Genomic DNA, 14,424 nt, shown 5'->3' with positions numbered 1-14,424 from the left:
GAAATTTTAAAGCCAGCGCTCATGTACGACAATGGTGTCACTTGGCATCAAGACGAAATCAAGCGGAACCTTTTGCTCCAGCACTTGTCCATTCTGCTTGCGATAAAGGGTGACGCTTGAACGTTGGGCCACATCGGTGAAGCCACCGGCCACCGCGATCGCGTCGCGCACATTCATGCCATAGACATAGGCAAACTGCCCTGAACTTGCGACTTCGCCTTCAATAAAGAACGGCCGATAGGTGGCGACCTCCACTGCGACATTGGGGTCGCGCAGATAGCTTTCGGCAAGCCGCGCTGTGATCAACGCGCTGGCTTGGTTGGTGGTTTTGCCGCGCAAATAGATTCGGCCAACCAATGGCATGGAGCTATATCCAGAATCATCAATGCCGTAGGTGTTGGTCAATTGCGTGTCATTATAAACAGAAACGCGAATGACATCGCCTGTATCCAGCCGATAGGGGACGTTTGGGGGTTGAGTGTCTAATGTCGGTTTGCCCAAATTCGCACACCCGCCAAGAGCGATTAAAGCCGTCAAAAGCAAAAGCTGAACAAAACGCATAGTCGAACCCACTTGATTACAGTTGCTATATCCATGCCGGATTATAGTTAACAATAAGCAAAGTTTGCTCGAAAACCGTATGCAATTGTGCGTGCAATGGATGTCCGGATTAACCAAATGCTTACCATAAGGGGGCATGTATGGAGAACGACGTGCACGCACAGCAATGAAGGATTCGGCGCATGACCCAGAATGGGGCCTCGAGCTACGAAGACGTACAGATCAATATTCACCATTTAATGGGGGCAATCTTAAAGCGGTTGCCGCGCATTCTAATTGTGACCTTGATCATTGCGGGTGCTGTTTATGTGCTCACATCCATGATGACTCCCAAATATGATGCCACAGCGTCAATTCTGGTTGAGGCACGCCTTGATAGCTTTGTCAGCAGTTCTGATCGCCAACAGGGCGGATCACGCCAGGCCGCTGATGATGCGGCAATTGCCAGCCAAATCCAATTGCTGAAATCGCGTGAGACCTTGCTGCAGGTTGTTGATCAATTGGACTTGCGTTCAAATCCTGAATTTACACAGTCAAGCGGTGGGCTGATGTCCAGCTTGATGGGTCTATTAGGACGGGAAAAAACAGCATCACCCAAAAGCCTTGATGATCGGATCGTCAATAAACTAAACAGCAATATCGTTGCCGCGCGTGCGCGGGATAGCCGGGTGATCGATATCACCTATCGGTCGGAAAGCCCTCAAACCGCTGCAGAAATTGCGAATGCTTTGGCAACGGCATTGGAGAAGCGTCGTTCAAATCTTACAATTGAAGACACAGCGAACGCCACCAAATGGCTTGAGCAGGAAATTGATCGCTTGCGCCGCGACGTGACCGCGGCTGAAAACAAAGTTGCCGAATTTCGTGTGAACAATGATTTGTTCACGGGGCAAAGCAATAACTCGTTGCTCGGGCAGCAGCTTTCAGAAATTTCAAGGCAAATCAGCGCGACGAGTGAACGCAAAAACGCGGCGGCGACACGTTCGCGCTTGATTCAGGACTTGCTGAAAAAGGGACAACCCCTTGAATCTGTTCCGGATGTTCGCGAGTCCCCGATTGTTCAACGCATGCTTGAGCAAAAAGCAAATTTTCAAGCCTCTCGCGCTGAAAGCGCTGCAACGCTTTTGGATGACCACCCCACAATTCAAGCGTTGGACGCGCAGATCTCTGACATTAATAAGCAAATTGCCGCCGAAGGTCGTCGCATTGCGCAAGCCTTGGCCACGCAAGCTGAGATTGAAGAAGAACTTGAAAAGTCGCTTCAGGATGATCTAACCCGCTTGAAACTGTCCGCCTCCAGTGCAGAGCGCTCTGGCGTGACATTGGCAGATTTGGAACGCGCGGCCAGCGCTCAGCGCGATTTGCTGAATACATTCTTGGCGCGATTGAGTGAAGCCACGGCCCGCACCAATAGCGGCGCGACGTTCCCGGATGTACGCACCATCTCAACCGCAAGCGCGCCGAACACACCAGCGTCACCAAAGAAAACGATGCTCACAATTGTCGCGGCAGCGCTTACGCTTGTTGTGCAGATTGGATCGATCATTGTTGGGGAATTGGCGTCTGGTCGTTTGGTACATTTGCGTCAGGGTAAAGCCGAAGCCGAGGGCCGCGAAATGGTTGCGGCACCTGTTGCTGCGCCACGTCCTGCCGAGACAGAAACATCAGATATACCAGATGAGCATAAGATGCCGGAACGCGCTCCGCAGACCGCGCCACATGGTGATGTTTTTGCAAAAGATGATGTGCACAAGATCGCCCACAAAGAGACTAAAATTGCGGATGATTTGCCTGTAGTACTTAGCGAATTAGCATTGTCGCAGCAGCATGTTGTGTTGGTTGCAACACCGCGTGCAGGTCGTGGCGATCAAAGATTGGCTGCCGAATTGATGGCCAATATTGCCGCCAACGGCCAAACCGCTGTCGTGGTCAATGCGGGCGGAGCTGATCATTTGCCCTCAACCAAAGGCCTCACAGATTTGTGCGAAAATGAAGCAGAATTTGGTGACGTTATCCACGGCGGACGCGAAGAGAACCTTTTCTTCGTCCCATGGGGCACGAAAGATCGCCTGCGGTTTAACTCGCCTGATTTCATGCTGTTGATTGATGCGCTTGGGGCGCTTTATGATTTTGTCATTGTGGAGTGCGGGCAGTTGGGTGCACGGTCTCCAATTGTCGCTTTTGCCGATAGCGGCGCCCACCTTGTTTTGCCGAACGAGGGCATAAATCGCGCACAATTTGATAAAATTCGCGATGACGCCAGAAGCCTTGGTTTAGGGTTTTGCCGTATCACCGATCTCAATGAGCGCGACACAGACGTCGCCTAATCCAAAACAACGGATCTTTTGTGGCTGGTTTAAAGTATAAAGTTCTAAAGGCTGGCTTCGAAGTGCTGGCCGCAACGCGTCTCACCGGGCTCATTCGCCGTTTTTCAGCGTCCAAAGGCGTTATTTTTACGCTTCACCGTGTTTTGCCAGATGGGCCACAAGCCTTTTCGCCAAATGCGATTTTGCAAATAACACCTGAGTTTCTGGAGCAGGCAATTATGGCCTGTCGCACCCACGATATTGATATTGTCGACCTGACCGAAGCCCGCAAGCGGATTGAAGCATCGGACAAAACCAAAAAATTCGCCGTATTCACATTCGACGATGCCTACCGCGATAATCTGCAATTCGCGCTGCCGATCCTGAAAAAGCACAATTGTCCCTTCACCCTTTTCGTGCCCACGGCATTTCCCGACGGGGAGGGCGATATTTGGTGGCAAGCGCTTGAGGACATAATCGCGCAGAATCCAAGCGTCGAGATCAGCTTGGGTGAGCAGCAAATGCAGTTTGCCACCCAAACCACCGAAGAGAAATCGACCGCGTTTGATGAAATCTACTGGCACATGCGCAAGGTGCCAGAGCCTGATCGCGTGGCCCTGATGCATAAACTTGCAAACCAATATGGATATGATTTGCGCAAGCAGTGTGAAGAGTTGATCATGTCATGGGATGAGCTCAAAACCTTTGCGGCCGAGCCACTCTGCACCATTGGTGCACACACAGTTCATCATTTTGAATTGAAAAAACTACCAAAAAAAGAGGCGCGGGCAGAGATTTTGCGCTCATTCGATGTGCTGGAAGAAAAACTTGGGAAACGCCCAACTCATTTTTCCTACCCACTTGGCGGGCCACTTTCGGCGGGCATGCGTGAGTTCGATTTGGCGGCTGAATTGGGCGTTGAAACGGCTGTGACCACACGCCCCGGCGGGCTTTATCATGATCATGCACAACATTTAACGGCGTTACCCCGCATTTCGCTAAATGGCTATTTCCAGGAGCAACGTTTTTTGGATGTGTTTTTGACCGGCGCGATCTTCACGGCGCAAGCAGGCATGAAACGGGTCAATATCAGCTAACCGGCTGAAAATGCTAAGCGTAAGGATCTTCATTTTCGCCAGGGCCGGGGGCAGACATCCATTTGATGGCCCATGTCGCAGGCACAAACCAGCCAAACCCAGCAACCGCGAAATAAATCAACTGCACCCAATTGGGCAGCTGCATAAACGCGAATTCATAAAGCAAGACGCCCAACACAGCATAAGTGATCATAATTGCGACCAGCAGGGGAATGCCCAATAGTTTTTTTGTGCGACGCTTCATCTTGTCCTCATTTATGACCGGGCCTGCGGCAAAAACTGGCATTGCGCCGCAACGCCAAAGGCTTTACCACACTCTACCAAATTAACAAGTTGTGAGTGCCTCATGAGCTCGACCGCCTCGATTAGCGTTCAATCACAAGATAAACTGCGCCCCGTTCGAATTTGGCTTTATTGCCTTGCCGTGCTGATTTTGATCATGGTGGCCGTTGGCGGCGCAACGCGCCTCACGGATTCTGGCCTCTCCATCACCGAGTGGAAACCCATTTCGGGCATGATCCCGCCGCTCAGCATGGCCGATTGGCAAGCAGAGCTTGAAGCCTACCGGCAAATCCCAGAATACCAGCTCATCAATAAAGGCATGAGCCTTGAAGAGTTTAAGTTTATCTTCTGGTGGGAGTGGGGGCACCGCTTCTTGGGGCGTGTTATCGGATTGGCCTTTGCCATTCCATTCGTCATCTTTCTGGCGCAAAAACGCTTGAACTGGCAGCTTGCGCCTTCTTTGTTCATTCTGTTTATCCTTGGCGGCTTTCAAGGGTTTTTGGGCTGGTGGATGGTGAGCTCCGGGCTGACTGAGCGCGTGGATGTTTCCCAATACCGATTGGCAACGCACTTGAGTGCGGCCTGTATCTTGTTTTTGGCCATCATTTGGGTGGTCCGTCGCCTGCGCCATGTTGATCCGATTTGGGTTGAAAAGGGCTGGCGCCCGCTCGTGTGGCTGTTTGGTGGCCTTGTCTTCATCCAGCTTATTGCAGGTGCATTTGTTGCCGGCATGGATGCGGGGCTTGCCTACAACACATGGCCATTGATGGACGGCAGTTTGGTGCCAAGCAACATCTACACCTCAACGCCCATGTGGTTGGACGCGTTTGAGGACATCACGACAGCTCAATTTAATCACCGCACATTTGCCTATGTCATAGCCCTGTTTGCGGCGATTTTGGTCTATCGTGCCTGGAAAAATACACAGTTTGCTGGCGTCCACGCCTGGATGTTGGTGATCGCGGCGCTGGTGATTATTCAAATCCTGTTGGGCATTTTTACGCTGATTTATGTCGTGCCACTCAGTCTCGCTTTGGCGCATCAGGTCACCGCCTTTTTGCTGCTTGGGGCCGTTGTGGCCTATCTCGCTGATATGAAAAGAGAAATTTAGCGGTAAATTAATACCGCTTGTGTAAGGTGTTGAAATATAGGCATAAAAACTTTTTTGTTGACGTGCCTTCAAAAGTAGCCTAAATCCTGCGCCGAACCGACGGAATAGGGGCCGTTTACCCCTTTCTCGACCAATCAAGGAAATACATAATGAAGACCTACTCGGCGAAACCGAGCGAGATCGAGAAAAAGTGGATCTTGATCGACGCAACTGACGTGGTTGTGGGCCGCTTGGCAGCTGTTGTTGCCACTCGTTTGCGCGGCAAGCACAAGCCATCTTACACGCCGCACATGGATTGCGGTGACAATGTAATCATCATCAATGCTGAAAAGGTAAAATATACCGGCAAGAAGCTTGATGACAAAATTTTCTATTGGCACACCGGCCACCCAGGCGGCATCAAAGAGCGTTCAATGCGCGATTTGTTGACTGGCAAATATCCTGAGCGTGTGTTGGAAAAAGCCATTGAGCGCATGATGCCGCGCGGTCCTTTGGCCCGCCAGCAGCTGAAAAACTTGCGCGTTTACACAGGCGCTGAGCATCCTCATGAAGCTCAAGCTCCAGAAGTGTTGGACGCAGCCTCTCTCAATGCCAAAAACAAGCGGGTGAAATAACATGGCCGAACAAGAGACCATCAATTCGCTTGAGGAACTCGGCGAAGTAAACACAGCAGTTGCCGCTGATGAAGCCCCTGTTTACGTTCAAAAGTTGGACGATCAGGGCCGTGCCTATGCAACTGGTAAACGTAAAGATGCGATTGCCCGGGTTTGGATTAAGCCTGGTTCAGGCAAAATCACTGTGAATGGCCGCGAAATGAATAAATATTTTGCACGCCCTGTTTTGCAGATGGTTTTGCAGCAGCCAATCGTTGCTGCTGAGCGCAAAGACCAATATGACATCGTTGCCACTGTTTCTGGCGGCGGCTTGTCAGGTCAAGCTGGTGCGGTTCGTCACGGCATTTCAAAAGCCTTGACTTACTTTGAGCCTGAGCTTCGCGCTGTCCTGAAAAAAGGTGGCTTCCTGACACGGGATAGCCGTGTTGTTGAACGTAAGAAGTTCGGTCGTGCAAAAGCTCGTCGTTCTTTCCAGTTCTCAAAGCGCTAATTTTATCGCTTTTCGAAATTTCGAGGGTCGCCATGGGCGGCCCTTTTTTGTACTAAATGACTGAGAGTTAAATCATGTCTGGGAGATTCGGATTGAATCAAGGCGAACAGAGACCACAATATGATGAAATCGATCTAGGCGATTTGCTCGTTGGCTTGTGGGACGGAAAATGGATTCTCATTGGCTGCACGCTCGCAGCATTTCTCATTGGTCTCGTCTATATTGTTGTTCCCAACCATGCGCAGCAGGCGCGAGTGGAAATCTTCCCAATAAGCGTCAATGAAGCCAATAAATACGCACCGCTGAATCAGACAGAATTTATTTCCACCTCTCGGGAAAGGCTCGTCAATGATTTTGTGACCGAGTTGCAGTCACGAGACATAATTGTTGAAGCTGCCCGCGAAGTCCTTATCGACCCTGATGCCCAAGCCCCCGAGGCAAGCGCGGTTGCGTTTGCCAACAATGTTGAACTGATTGCGCCGGTCCCAGACGATGCAAACAGGGCGCATTGGACGATGACATTTAGTGCGGCTTCACAACAATCTGCAAAGCAACTGACAACCAGAATCGTTGAGCTGGGCAATGCCAAATTAAGAAGTAACTTAACGCAACTCTTTGAACAACAATTGCAATTTGATTTGCGGTCCAAACAGCTCCGACTGGAAGATCTGCGAGAAGAGCGAGAAAACGCCCTTGAAGATTACACGCGGCGGACTGAGCAGCGTTTGGCATTTTTGGAAGAGCAGGCGGCATTGGCCCGTTCGCAAAGTTTGGCACAAAGTGCTCTTTTAGAGGGAAACACCTTTGGGCGTAACGCCACGGTCACGCAAATTGAAGCCGATGTGCCTTACTATTTTGCCGGATATGTGGCCATCGAAAAAGAAATCGAAATGATCGAGAACCGAGAAAATAAGGAAAATTTTGTTCCGCAACTTACCGAGATTGATCAAAATATCAGGCAGATTCAGCAAGACCGTTCTGCTGCACGCGCCCGCGCTGCATTCGCAGCAACGCCGTTGGCAACCGATCAGTTTGCTGCGGTTAATTACGATCCACGTGATATCCAATTCACGCCGACAATTCGGCGGTCGCTTATACTTGTTGCTTCAATCATGCTTGGCGGCTTTATTGGATTGATGGTGCTGATTATGCGCAACGCACTGAGAAATCGAAAAGCTGCATAGAGCAGTGCCGAAATGGGTGACACAATTAAGAGCCGCAGCGTGCGGCTTTTATTTTGTCTCTTGACTCTATTTAGATAAATATCTAATTAGAGGAACATCGAATAAGGTGAAAGATGAATTTAGTTTTCGAAGCTTTGTCGCATCCGGTGCGGCGCCAGATCATCCAACGCTTGAAGCGTGGGCCGCAATCGGCAGGGGAGTTGGCAGGCATGTTTGACCTGACCAAACCCACCATGTCGACCCATTTTGCAAAACTCAAAAAGGCGGACTTGGTGAGCACGAAGCGGGATAAAAACACAATCATCTATAGTTTGAATATGAGCATTTTAGAACGGGCATTGGCCGAACTCATCGACTTTGGTGGAGACAAAAATGACGAAAAGTAGAATTTTGAATCGTGTCCACACGGCACAAATCATCGCGATCTGTGCCATTGCAGGCTTGGGCTATATTATGCTCGATCCCAATCAGCCAGTGCCCATACACTGGAACCTATGGGGCGAGATTGACAATCGTTGGCCAGCAAAATGGGCATTGCTGATCGGGCCGGTTCTGTCTCTCGCCTTTTTTGCGGGGGCGCTGGCGATCAGCCGCCGAGAAAAAGGCAGCTGGTTGGCACCATTGACCACATCAATGCTGGCTTTGTTTATCTTGCTTGAAATGATCATGCTGCTCACGGGGTTAGGTGTGGGTCTCAATGTGCCACGGATCATCACAATGGCTATTGGCTTATTGTTGGTTGTGATTGGCAATTATTTGCCCAAAAGCCAGCCCAATAATGCATTTGGCATCCGATACCCGTGGACGCTGAGAAATGAGCGCGTGTGGGCGCAAACCAATTTGTTTGCTGGATGGTTTTTTATGTTGGTCGGGATCGGATGTGTGCTGTTTGCCGTGCTTCTAGAGGTCGCCGCACCATTTTATTTCGCAATCCTGATTTCTGGCTTGGTTGCCGCATTGATCATCATCACTGCTTATAGCTACCAATTGAGCAAGAAGCTAAATAGCTAAAGCTGAGCGGACCGTTGTGGTTGTGCGGCAGAGTGCAGCTGATAACGGTCCATTATGTCTTCAATCAAATCGCAGGCGGTTTCGCAGCCATCTTCGGCATGAAGTTTTTGAGCCAATTCCTGTGCATTCTGGGCATATTCAGGGGTGTTGGCCAAAAGGCGCAAAGCATCTGCCAGATCGTCTGCGGTGAGTTTGCGCAAGCGAACTGGCTTAGGGCCGCAACCCAGTTCGTATACACGGCGTCCCCAATAGGGCTGGTCCACTGTTTGCGGCACCACAAAGGTGGGTAACCCCTGATGCAGGCCTGCTGATGTGGTGCCTGCACCGCCGTGATGCACGACGCCGCGCACATGTTGAAAAAGCTTATCGTGTGGGGCTTTGCGAATGGCATAGATGGTGTCCGGCAAATCGTCAGGATTAATGCCACCCCAGCCACGTGCCACCACCACGCGGCCACCCCATTTCGCCACAGCTTCTTTCAAAATCTCTGTGTTGCGCGAAGCGCCAAAAGGCATGGAGCCAAAACCAACATAAATCGGCTTTTCACCTGCTGCCAAAAACGCTTTAAAGCGCTCGCTCGGCTCCCAGCCGGTATTATCATTCAACTGCCAATATCCGGTGACCTTCGCGCTCTCCGGCCAATCGGACGGGCGCGGCGACACATGGTCTGAATAGGCATAGAGTGTCTCAAGGTCGTTGCCTTGCGTGTCTTTAAAAAAGCCACCTTTTTTGCGGGGCTTCAGGCCCAAAAGTTCCTTGCGCAGTCGGTTGCGCGGCATGTCGTAATAAAGCTGCTGCACATTCATGATTGAATAAGAGAGCTTGTTGAACGTTTTGCCCAGATCCGGGCCGTAATAAGCGCAAAGCGGAAATTCTTCAGTAGAGTTGAGTGGCTGCAACGCTGCCATCACAGAAGGAATATCAAGCGCCTCGGCGATATCTATGCCGAAACTGGTGTTCATGTTGAGCACCAATGCATCCGCACCCTGGCACATTTCCCACGAATGCCGGGCGGCCGTTTCCACAATTTTCTGCCCTTTGGCCAACAGCGAAGGCATATTCACCAGCATGTTCTGGCTCATTGCGTTTTCAAAGTCGGATTGCTGCAGAAAGTTCTGAATTTTGTCGCCGAGCGAGTAAAACTCAAGCCCGCGACTTTCAATCATATCTTTAAAATCATCCGGTGCGCCAAGAACAACATCATATCCACGATCTTGCAGCGCCATAGCCAGAGCCACATAAGGCTGGACGTCACCCTGCGTGCCAATCGTGGCAACAGCAATACGTTTTGCCATTTGAACCCTCACTTCCGCCGAAATGCCGAACCATTCACGCAGTTCAGCCCATTTACTTTACATTTTCAAGCAAGTAGAACGGCTTTCTGGACATTTTCTTTCGCATAATCAACCAAGAAGGGCAAGAGATATGAGCACGAAGCTCAAAGCAGCACTCCTAGGCGCATCCGGCTACACCGGGGCAGATTTATTGCGATTGGGTGTCCTGCATCCTCAACTTGAATTCACTGCTTTAACCGCAAACACCCATGCTGGGAAACCCTTGGGTGCGGTGTTTCCCCACCTAGATGGGTTAGGTTTGCCCCAATTACAACAGACAGATGACATGAATTGGGATGAATTCGATGTTGTGTTTTGCGGACTACCGCACGCGACATCACAAGCAATTATTGCTGAGATTGTGGAAAACCATGATCGGCCGCGCATTATCGACATGTCGGCTGACTATCGGTTGCGTGATCCCGATTCTTATCAAAAATGGTATGGCAACAAGCATATTGCGCCGCATTTGCAACAAAAGGCAGCCTATGGCCTTTCCGAGCATTATCGCGACGAAATCAAAGAAGCACGCATCATTGCTTGTCCTGGTTGTTATCCCACAGCAGCATTGCTGGCACTGATTCCATTGGCAAAGGCCAACGTGGTGGATTCCGCAGACATTGTTATTGATGCCAAATCCGGTGTGAGCGGCGCGGGGCGTGGCCTCAAACAAAATACGCTTTTCGCGGAGGCAGGCGAGAGCTTGTCGCCTTACGCTGTAGCTTCGCATCGGCATAGCGCTGAGTTGGATCAAGAGATCAGTTTGGCCGCCGGGCAGGACGTCGTAGTTGGCTTCACGCCGCATCTCATTCCTATGAGCCGGGGCGAATTGGTGACATGCCATTTGAAACTGGCCGAAGGCCATACGGCAACTGATGTCCGCGAGCGCCTGAAAGCCAGCTACGACAATGAACCATTTGTCCAAATATTGGAGGAGGGCGTGTTCCCTTCTACAAACATGGTGCGTGGCTCGAACCTTTGTAAAATCAATGTGTTTGAGGACCGTATTCCGGGCCGTGTCATTGTCATCGCCACATTGGACAATTTGGTGAAGGGCAGCGCCGGGCAGGCGATCCAAAACTTCAATATCGCCTTCGGCCTTGAAGAAACAACGGGCCTCCAACAAGTGGCGTTGTTCCCTTAAGCGTTGCGCATGAGGCGGAGGAAATGCAGGATTTTGAAGCTTTTACCGACGATGAGTTGATCCTTGAAACGCTTTTTGACGGCCTACGCCAATTCAATGCGCGGCAAAACCCTGAAATGCCGACAGACAATTTTGGCTTTATTCAGCGTGACACCGACAACACGATAATCGCAGGTATTTGGGCGCGCGCGAGAATGGGTGCGGTTGAAATCGACACCTTATGGGTCAAGGATTCACATCAGGGCAGTGGGCTTGGCCGAGCATTGCTAGACGCGACCCTTTCGGAATCTAGGTGCCGCGGGGCAAAGATGGCTCATCTGAATACATTCGATTTTCAAGCGCGGCCTTTTTATGAAAAGTTCGGCTTTGCTGTGTTTGGGGAAATCACGTTCCCCAATGGCACAACAAAATATTGGATGAAGAAAGATTTGTAGCGATCGAGTCGGTTTGTTCGCTAGCCAAACAATGTGAGTTGTGAGGCATCGAATTCAGCTTGTTTGGCGGCGTCGGGAGTCGCTTTGTCCTTCTTAGCGTCGTTCTTCTTTGTCGGCTTTTTAGGAGTAGGGGCAGGCGTCGCTTCGGCAACGGTTGGCTCTGCTGTTAGCCCGACCTCACCAACCGCCGTTTCCAAGGCGACATAAGCGGCTTTGCCGGCAAGCCGCAATTCCTCACCCTTTGCCGTCAGAACGATGTGCTGGGCGCGGGCATCTTTCTTGCAGGGCTTTCGCTTCACCAATTTGCGCTTTTCCAGCTTATCCATCATGGCACTGGCTGACGCTTTATTGACACCCATAGCGCTGACAATGTCGTGCAGATGCTGGCCGTGAAAGTCTTTGTCCTTTGAAAGCTCAGCTTGCTCAAAAACGGCGCTGAGATATTCAAACTCGCTATAACTCATCCCCAGCTCGGCGGTGTGTTTCATCCAATAGCGATGGGCAAGGCGGTGGATATTTTCAAGAGATTCAGCACGCATAGACAACTCATATTTCTGTTTGTACGCTTGGCGTACTATTTGCAACGTCATGTACTAATTGCAAAAATGGGGTGGGCGTCAATTTCGAATTGTCATGCATGTTGGGCGAACGGCCACTTATCAACCAATTTGTTTGCAACTGGTTTTCTGCACAAGCGCATGTCATAAATGCGCGAATCTGGCTTTGCAAATCTTCTTATCCATTTAAAAACCATAATTTGTTATCATCTTAAGCATGGAGTGCGCCGCAAAACGTGGCGTGCATTCAACATCGAGGTCGAAAGAGGAACCATGACCGAAGAATTTCACCGTATTCGCAGACTACCCCCTTACGTGTTTGAGCATATCAATCCGATCAAGGCGGCGGCGCGAGCGGCGGGAAAGGATATTATCGATCTCGGCATGGGCAATCCCGATTTGCCAACTCCAAAGCACATTGTTGAAAAGCTGCAGGAAACGGTGAAAGACCCGCGGACGCACCGCTATTCTTCATCCCAAGGCATACCGGGACTTCGCAAGGCGCAAGCCAGCTATTATGGCCGTCGGTTTGGCGTGAAGCTCGACCCGGACACCCAGGTTGTGGCGACGCTTGGCTCTAAAGAAGGCTTCGCCAACATGGCGTCAGCAATTACAGCGCCGGGCGACGTGGTGTTGGTGCCCAACCCCACCTATCCGATTCATTCCTTTGGCTTTATCATGTCTGGCGGCGTGGTCCGCTCTATGCCAGCAGAGCCGAATGAGGAATTTATGCGGGCGCTTGATCGCTCCGTACGCCATTCGATTCCAAAGCCAATCGCTTTGATTCTGAATTATCCGGCCAACCCAACGGCCTACACGGCAGATTTGGATTTCTATAAAGAGGTGGTCGATTATTGTCGCCAGCATGAAATCTTCATCTTGTCCGATTTGGCCTATTCCGAAATCTATTTCGACGACACGCCGCCACCTTCCATTTTTGAAGTAGAGGGCGCGATGGATATCGCTGTGGAATTCACCTCCATGTCCAAAACCTTCTCTATGCCCGGCTGGCGCATGGGGTTTGCTGTTGGCAATGAGCGGCTGATCAAAGCGCTCAAGCGCGTGAAGTCTTATCTCGACTATGGCGCATTTACGCCAATCCAAGTGGCGGCCGCCGCGGCCCTAAATGGGCCAGACGACTGCATCGCTGAAGTGCGCGAAATATACAAACATCGTCGCGATGTGTTGGTGGAAAGCTTTGGCCGGGCTGGATGGGAAGTAAATTCACCCCCAGCCACCATGTTCGCATGGACACCGATTCCTGATCAATTCGCCCATTTGGGTTCGCTTGAGTTTGCCAAGCTTTTGATCACGGAAGCCGATGTGGCTGTGGCGCCTGGGCTTGGCTTTGGCGAATATGGCGACAATTACGTGCGCATTGCATTGGTGGAAAATGAACAACGGACTCGCCAGGCTGCCCGCAATATCAAACGCTTTATGCAAAGGCATGGCGGTTTGGGCGATAACATCGTGCCGCTGACCAAATAGGCATCCAAACACCTAAGGGCATCTCGAAAATCTTCGAGATGCCCGTTCTTGCCCCAAATCGGACCTATTTTCTCCCTATCTGCTGTTGCAGAGGGCGCGATGACGCGCGACGTTCGCTAAATTGTTAAAGAGGTTTTCATGAAAAAGATTCTTATCGCATTAATGGCTGTGGGGGTGCTTGCTGCCTGTGATAACCCGCAAGAAGTTCCAGAAGCGCAAGTAAAAGTTGAGGCTGAAGCAGAGAGCCAGGCCGAAGAGCAGGCGCAGGACGAGGCGACGCAAGAAACGGAATCGTCGGGTGATGTGGTGCAGGATTTGCAAGATCAGGCCGACCAAGTAACCAAAGACATCGAGGAAAATGTCAACGCCTTGGCTGAAAAGGGCAAAGACGCCGCTGAAAAACTGGGCGAAGATGCACAAAACTTGATGAACGAGACACAGACAGGCGCCCAAAAGCTGGCGGAAGAGGCCGAGAAGGCTCTTGATGAGCTCACCGATGGGCAAACAGATGGTGCCCAACAGGTTTTTGGTCCCGATGGTGAAGTGCTCACACTAGAAACCTGTGCCGCATTTACATATGACCCACAAAACATGGACGCAAAAACCCGCGCCAAAGTTGAGGCATGTGAAGCGTTGCAGGCCGCTGCCCAAGATGATGCTGGCGAAGGCCAATAACCTACACCTTCAGTTCAATCTAGCTAAGCCGCGCATTTTGCGCGGCTTTTTTGTGCTTCAAGTATAAGTCCTACAAGCTCACATCTTGACCTGTAGGATTTATCCTACTAGAGACTGTTTCAGAAAATCATTGTAG

At 50.8% G+C, this 14,424-nt stretch carries 16 protein-coding genes; 12 read left to right on the top strand and 4 right to left on the bottom strand.

The genetic code is table 11. From position 1 onward, the window contains the following. Positions 1 to 6: 6 nt before the first annotated feature. Positions 7 to 561 carry a polysaccharide biosynthesis/export family protein gene (locus tag G549_RS0113455; RefSeq protein WP_027835457.1) on the bottom strand — a complete coding sequence of 185 codons (555 nt, stop codon included), beginning with the start codon at positions 559 to 561 and terminating at the stop codon, positions 7 to 9. A 182-nt stretch (positions 562 to 743) separates the two neighbouring features. Between G549_RS0113455 and G549_RS0113450 the strand changes: the two genes are divergently transcribed. Together G549_RS0113450 and G549_RS0113445 are read left to right on the top strand one after the other, a co-directional pair. Beyond that, positions 744 to 2,888 carry an exopolysaccharide transport family protein gene (locus G549_RS0113450; RefSeq protein ID WP_036222637.1) on the top strand — a complete coding sequence of 715 codons (2,145 nt, stop codon included), beginning with the start codon at positions 744 to 746 and terminating at the stop codon, positions 2,886 to 2,888. A 20-nt stretch (positions 2,889 to 2,908) separates the two neighbouring features. Beyond that, positions 2,909 to 3,964 carry a polysaccharide deacetylase family protein gene (locus G549_RS0113445; protein WP_027835455.1) on the top strand — a complete coding sequence of 352 codons (1,056 nt, stop codon included), beginning with the start codon at positions 2,909 to 2,911 and terminating at the stop codon, positions 3,962 to 3,964. A 13-nt stretch (positions 3,965 to 3,977) separates the two neighbouring features. Here the strand turns inward: G549_RS0113445 and G549_RS0113440 are convergent, their stop codons facing one another. Next, positions 3,978 to 4,208, bottom strand: a complete 231-nt coding sequence (locus G549_RS0113440) for a DUF2842 domain-containing protein (protein WP_162889232.1) — start codon at positions 4,206 to 4,208, stop codon at positions 3,978 to 3,980. Between the two features lie 102 nt (positions 4,209 to 4,310). Between G549_RS0113440 and G549_RS0113435 the strand changes: the two genes are divergently transcribed. From G549_RS0113435 to G549_RS0113410, 6 genes are all read left to right on the top strand, one after another. Then, positions 4,311 to 5,357 carry a COX15/CtaA family protein gene (locus tag G549_RS0113435; RefSeq protein WP_027835453.1) on the top strand — a complete coding sequence of 349 codons (1,047 nt, stop codon included), beginning with the start codon at positions 4,311 to 4,313 and terminating at the stop codon, positions 5,355 to 5,357. Between the two features lie 149 nt (positions 5,358 to 5,506). After that, positions 5,507 to 5,971, top strand: coding sequence for a 50S ribosomal protein L13 (rplM, locus tag G549_RS0113430; RefSeq protein ID WP_027835452.1), 465 nt, complete (start codon positions 5,507 to 5,509; stop codon positions 5,969 to 5,971). A gap of 1 nt (position 5,972) precedes the next feature. Next, the gene (gene rpsI / locus G549_RS0113425; RefSeq protein ID WP_036222633.1) at positions 5,973 to 6,461 is read left to right on the top strand and encodes a 30S ribosomal protein S9; all 489 of its coding nucleotides are present in this window, start codon (positions 5,973 to 5,975) and stop codon (positions 6,459 to 6,461) included. Positions 6,462 to 6,553: 92 nt separating this feature from the next. After that, on the top strand, positions 6,554 to 7,645 hold the full coding sequence (locus tag G549_RS0113420; RefSeq protein WP_169449653.1) for a Wzz/FepE/Etk N-terminal domain-containing protein: 1,092 nt from the start codon (positions 6,554 to 6,556) through the stop codon (positions 7,643 to 7,645). 113 nt (positions 7,646 to 7,758) lie between these two features. Continuing rightward, positions 7,759 to 8,031: a metalloregulator ArsR/SmtB family transcription factor gene (locus G549_RS0113415; protein ID WP_027835449.1), complete on the top strand. Its 273-nt coding sequence runs from the start codon at positions 7,759 to 7,761 to the stop codon at positions 8,029 to 8,031. Next, positions 8,018 to 8,656: an SdpI family protein gene (locus tag G549_RS0113410; protein ID WP_036222630.1), complete on the top strand. Its 639-nt coding sequence runs from the start codon at positions 8,018 to 8,020 to the stop codon at positions 8,654 to 8,656. The genes G549_RS0113415 and G549_RS0113410 overlap by 14 nt, the downstream gene beginning before the upstream one ends. On the opposite strand, the gene G549_RS20355 is transcribed toward G549_RS0113410, so the two are convergent. Beyond that, positions 8,653 to 9,951: a glycosyltransferase gene (locus tag G549_RS20355; RefSeq protein WP_051213825.1), complete on the bottom strand. Its 1,299-nt coding sequence runs from the start codon at positions 9,949 to 9,951 to the stop codon at positions 8,653 to 8,655. The genes G549_RS0113410 and G549_RS20355 overlap by 4 nt on opposite strands. A gap of 130 nt (positions 9,952 to 10,081) precedes the next feature. Between G549_RS20355 and argC the strand changes: the two genes are divergently transcribed. Further along, entirely contained in the window at positions 10,082 to 11,134 is a 1,053-nt protein-coding gene (gene argC / locus G549_RS0113400; RefSeq protein ID WP_027835447.1) for an N-acetyl-gamma-glutamyl-phosphate reductase, read from the top strand. A gap of 23 nt (positions 11,135 to 11,157) precedes the next feature. Then, the gene (locus G549_RS20350) at positions 11,158 to 11,568 is read left to right on the top strand and encodes a GNAT family N-acetyltransferase (RefSeq protein WP_051213824.1); all 411 of its coding nucleotides are present in this window, start codon (positions 11,158 to 11,160) and stop codon (positions 11,566 to 11,568) included. A 20-nt stretch (positions 11,569 to 11,588) separates the two neighbouring features. Here G549_RS20350 and G549_RS21500 read toward each other — a convergent pair whose 3' ends face one another. Then, on the bottom strand, positions 11,589 to 12,107 hold the full coding sequence (locus G549_RS21500; RefSeq protein ID WP_051213822.1) for a MarR family winged helix-turn-helix transcriptional regulator: 519 nt from the start codon (positions 12,105 to 12,107) through the stop codon (positions 11,589 to 11,591). Between the two features lie 291 nt (positions 12,108 to 12,398). Here G549_RS21500 and G549_RS0113385 point away from each other — a divergent pair, with 291 nt between their 5' ends. After that, positions 12,399 to 13,613 (top strand): LL-diaminopimelate aminotransferase, encoded by a 1,215-nt coding sequence (locus G549_RS0113385; RefSeq protein ID WP_027835446.1) that lies wholly within the window; start codon positions 12,399 to 12,401, stop codon positions 13,611 to 13,613. Between the two features lie 138 nt (positions 13,614 to 13,751). After that, positions 13,752 to 14,288, top strand: a complete 537-nt coding sequence (locus G549_RS20340) for a hypothetical protein (RefSeq protein WP_036222627.1) — start codon at positions 13,752 to 13,754, stop codon at positions 14,286 to 14,288. The last annotated feature ends 136 nt before the right edge of the window (positions 14,289 to 14,424 follow it).

The sequence above is a fragment of the Maritalea myrionectae DSM 19524 genome, assembly GCF_000423365.1.
GTDB classification, from domain to species: Bacteria; Pseudomonadota; Alphaproteobacteria; order Rhizobiales; family Devosiaceae; genus Maritalea; species Maritalea myrionectae.
The sequence above is the reverse complement of the archived record's forward strand: the minus strand, read 5'-3'. Positions and strand labels throughout refer to the sequence as shown.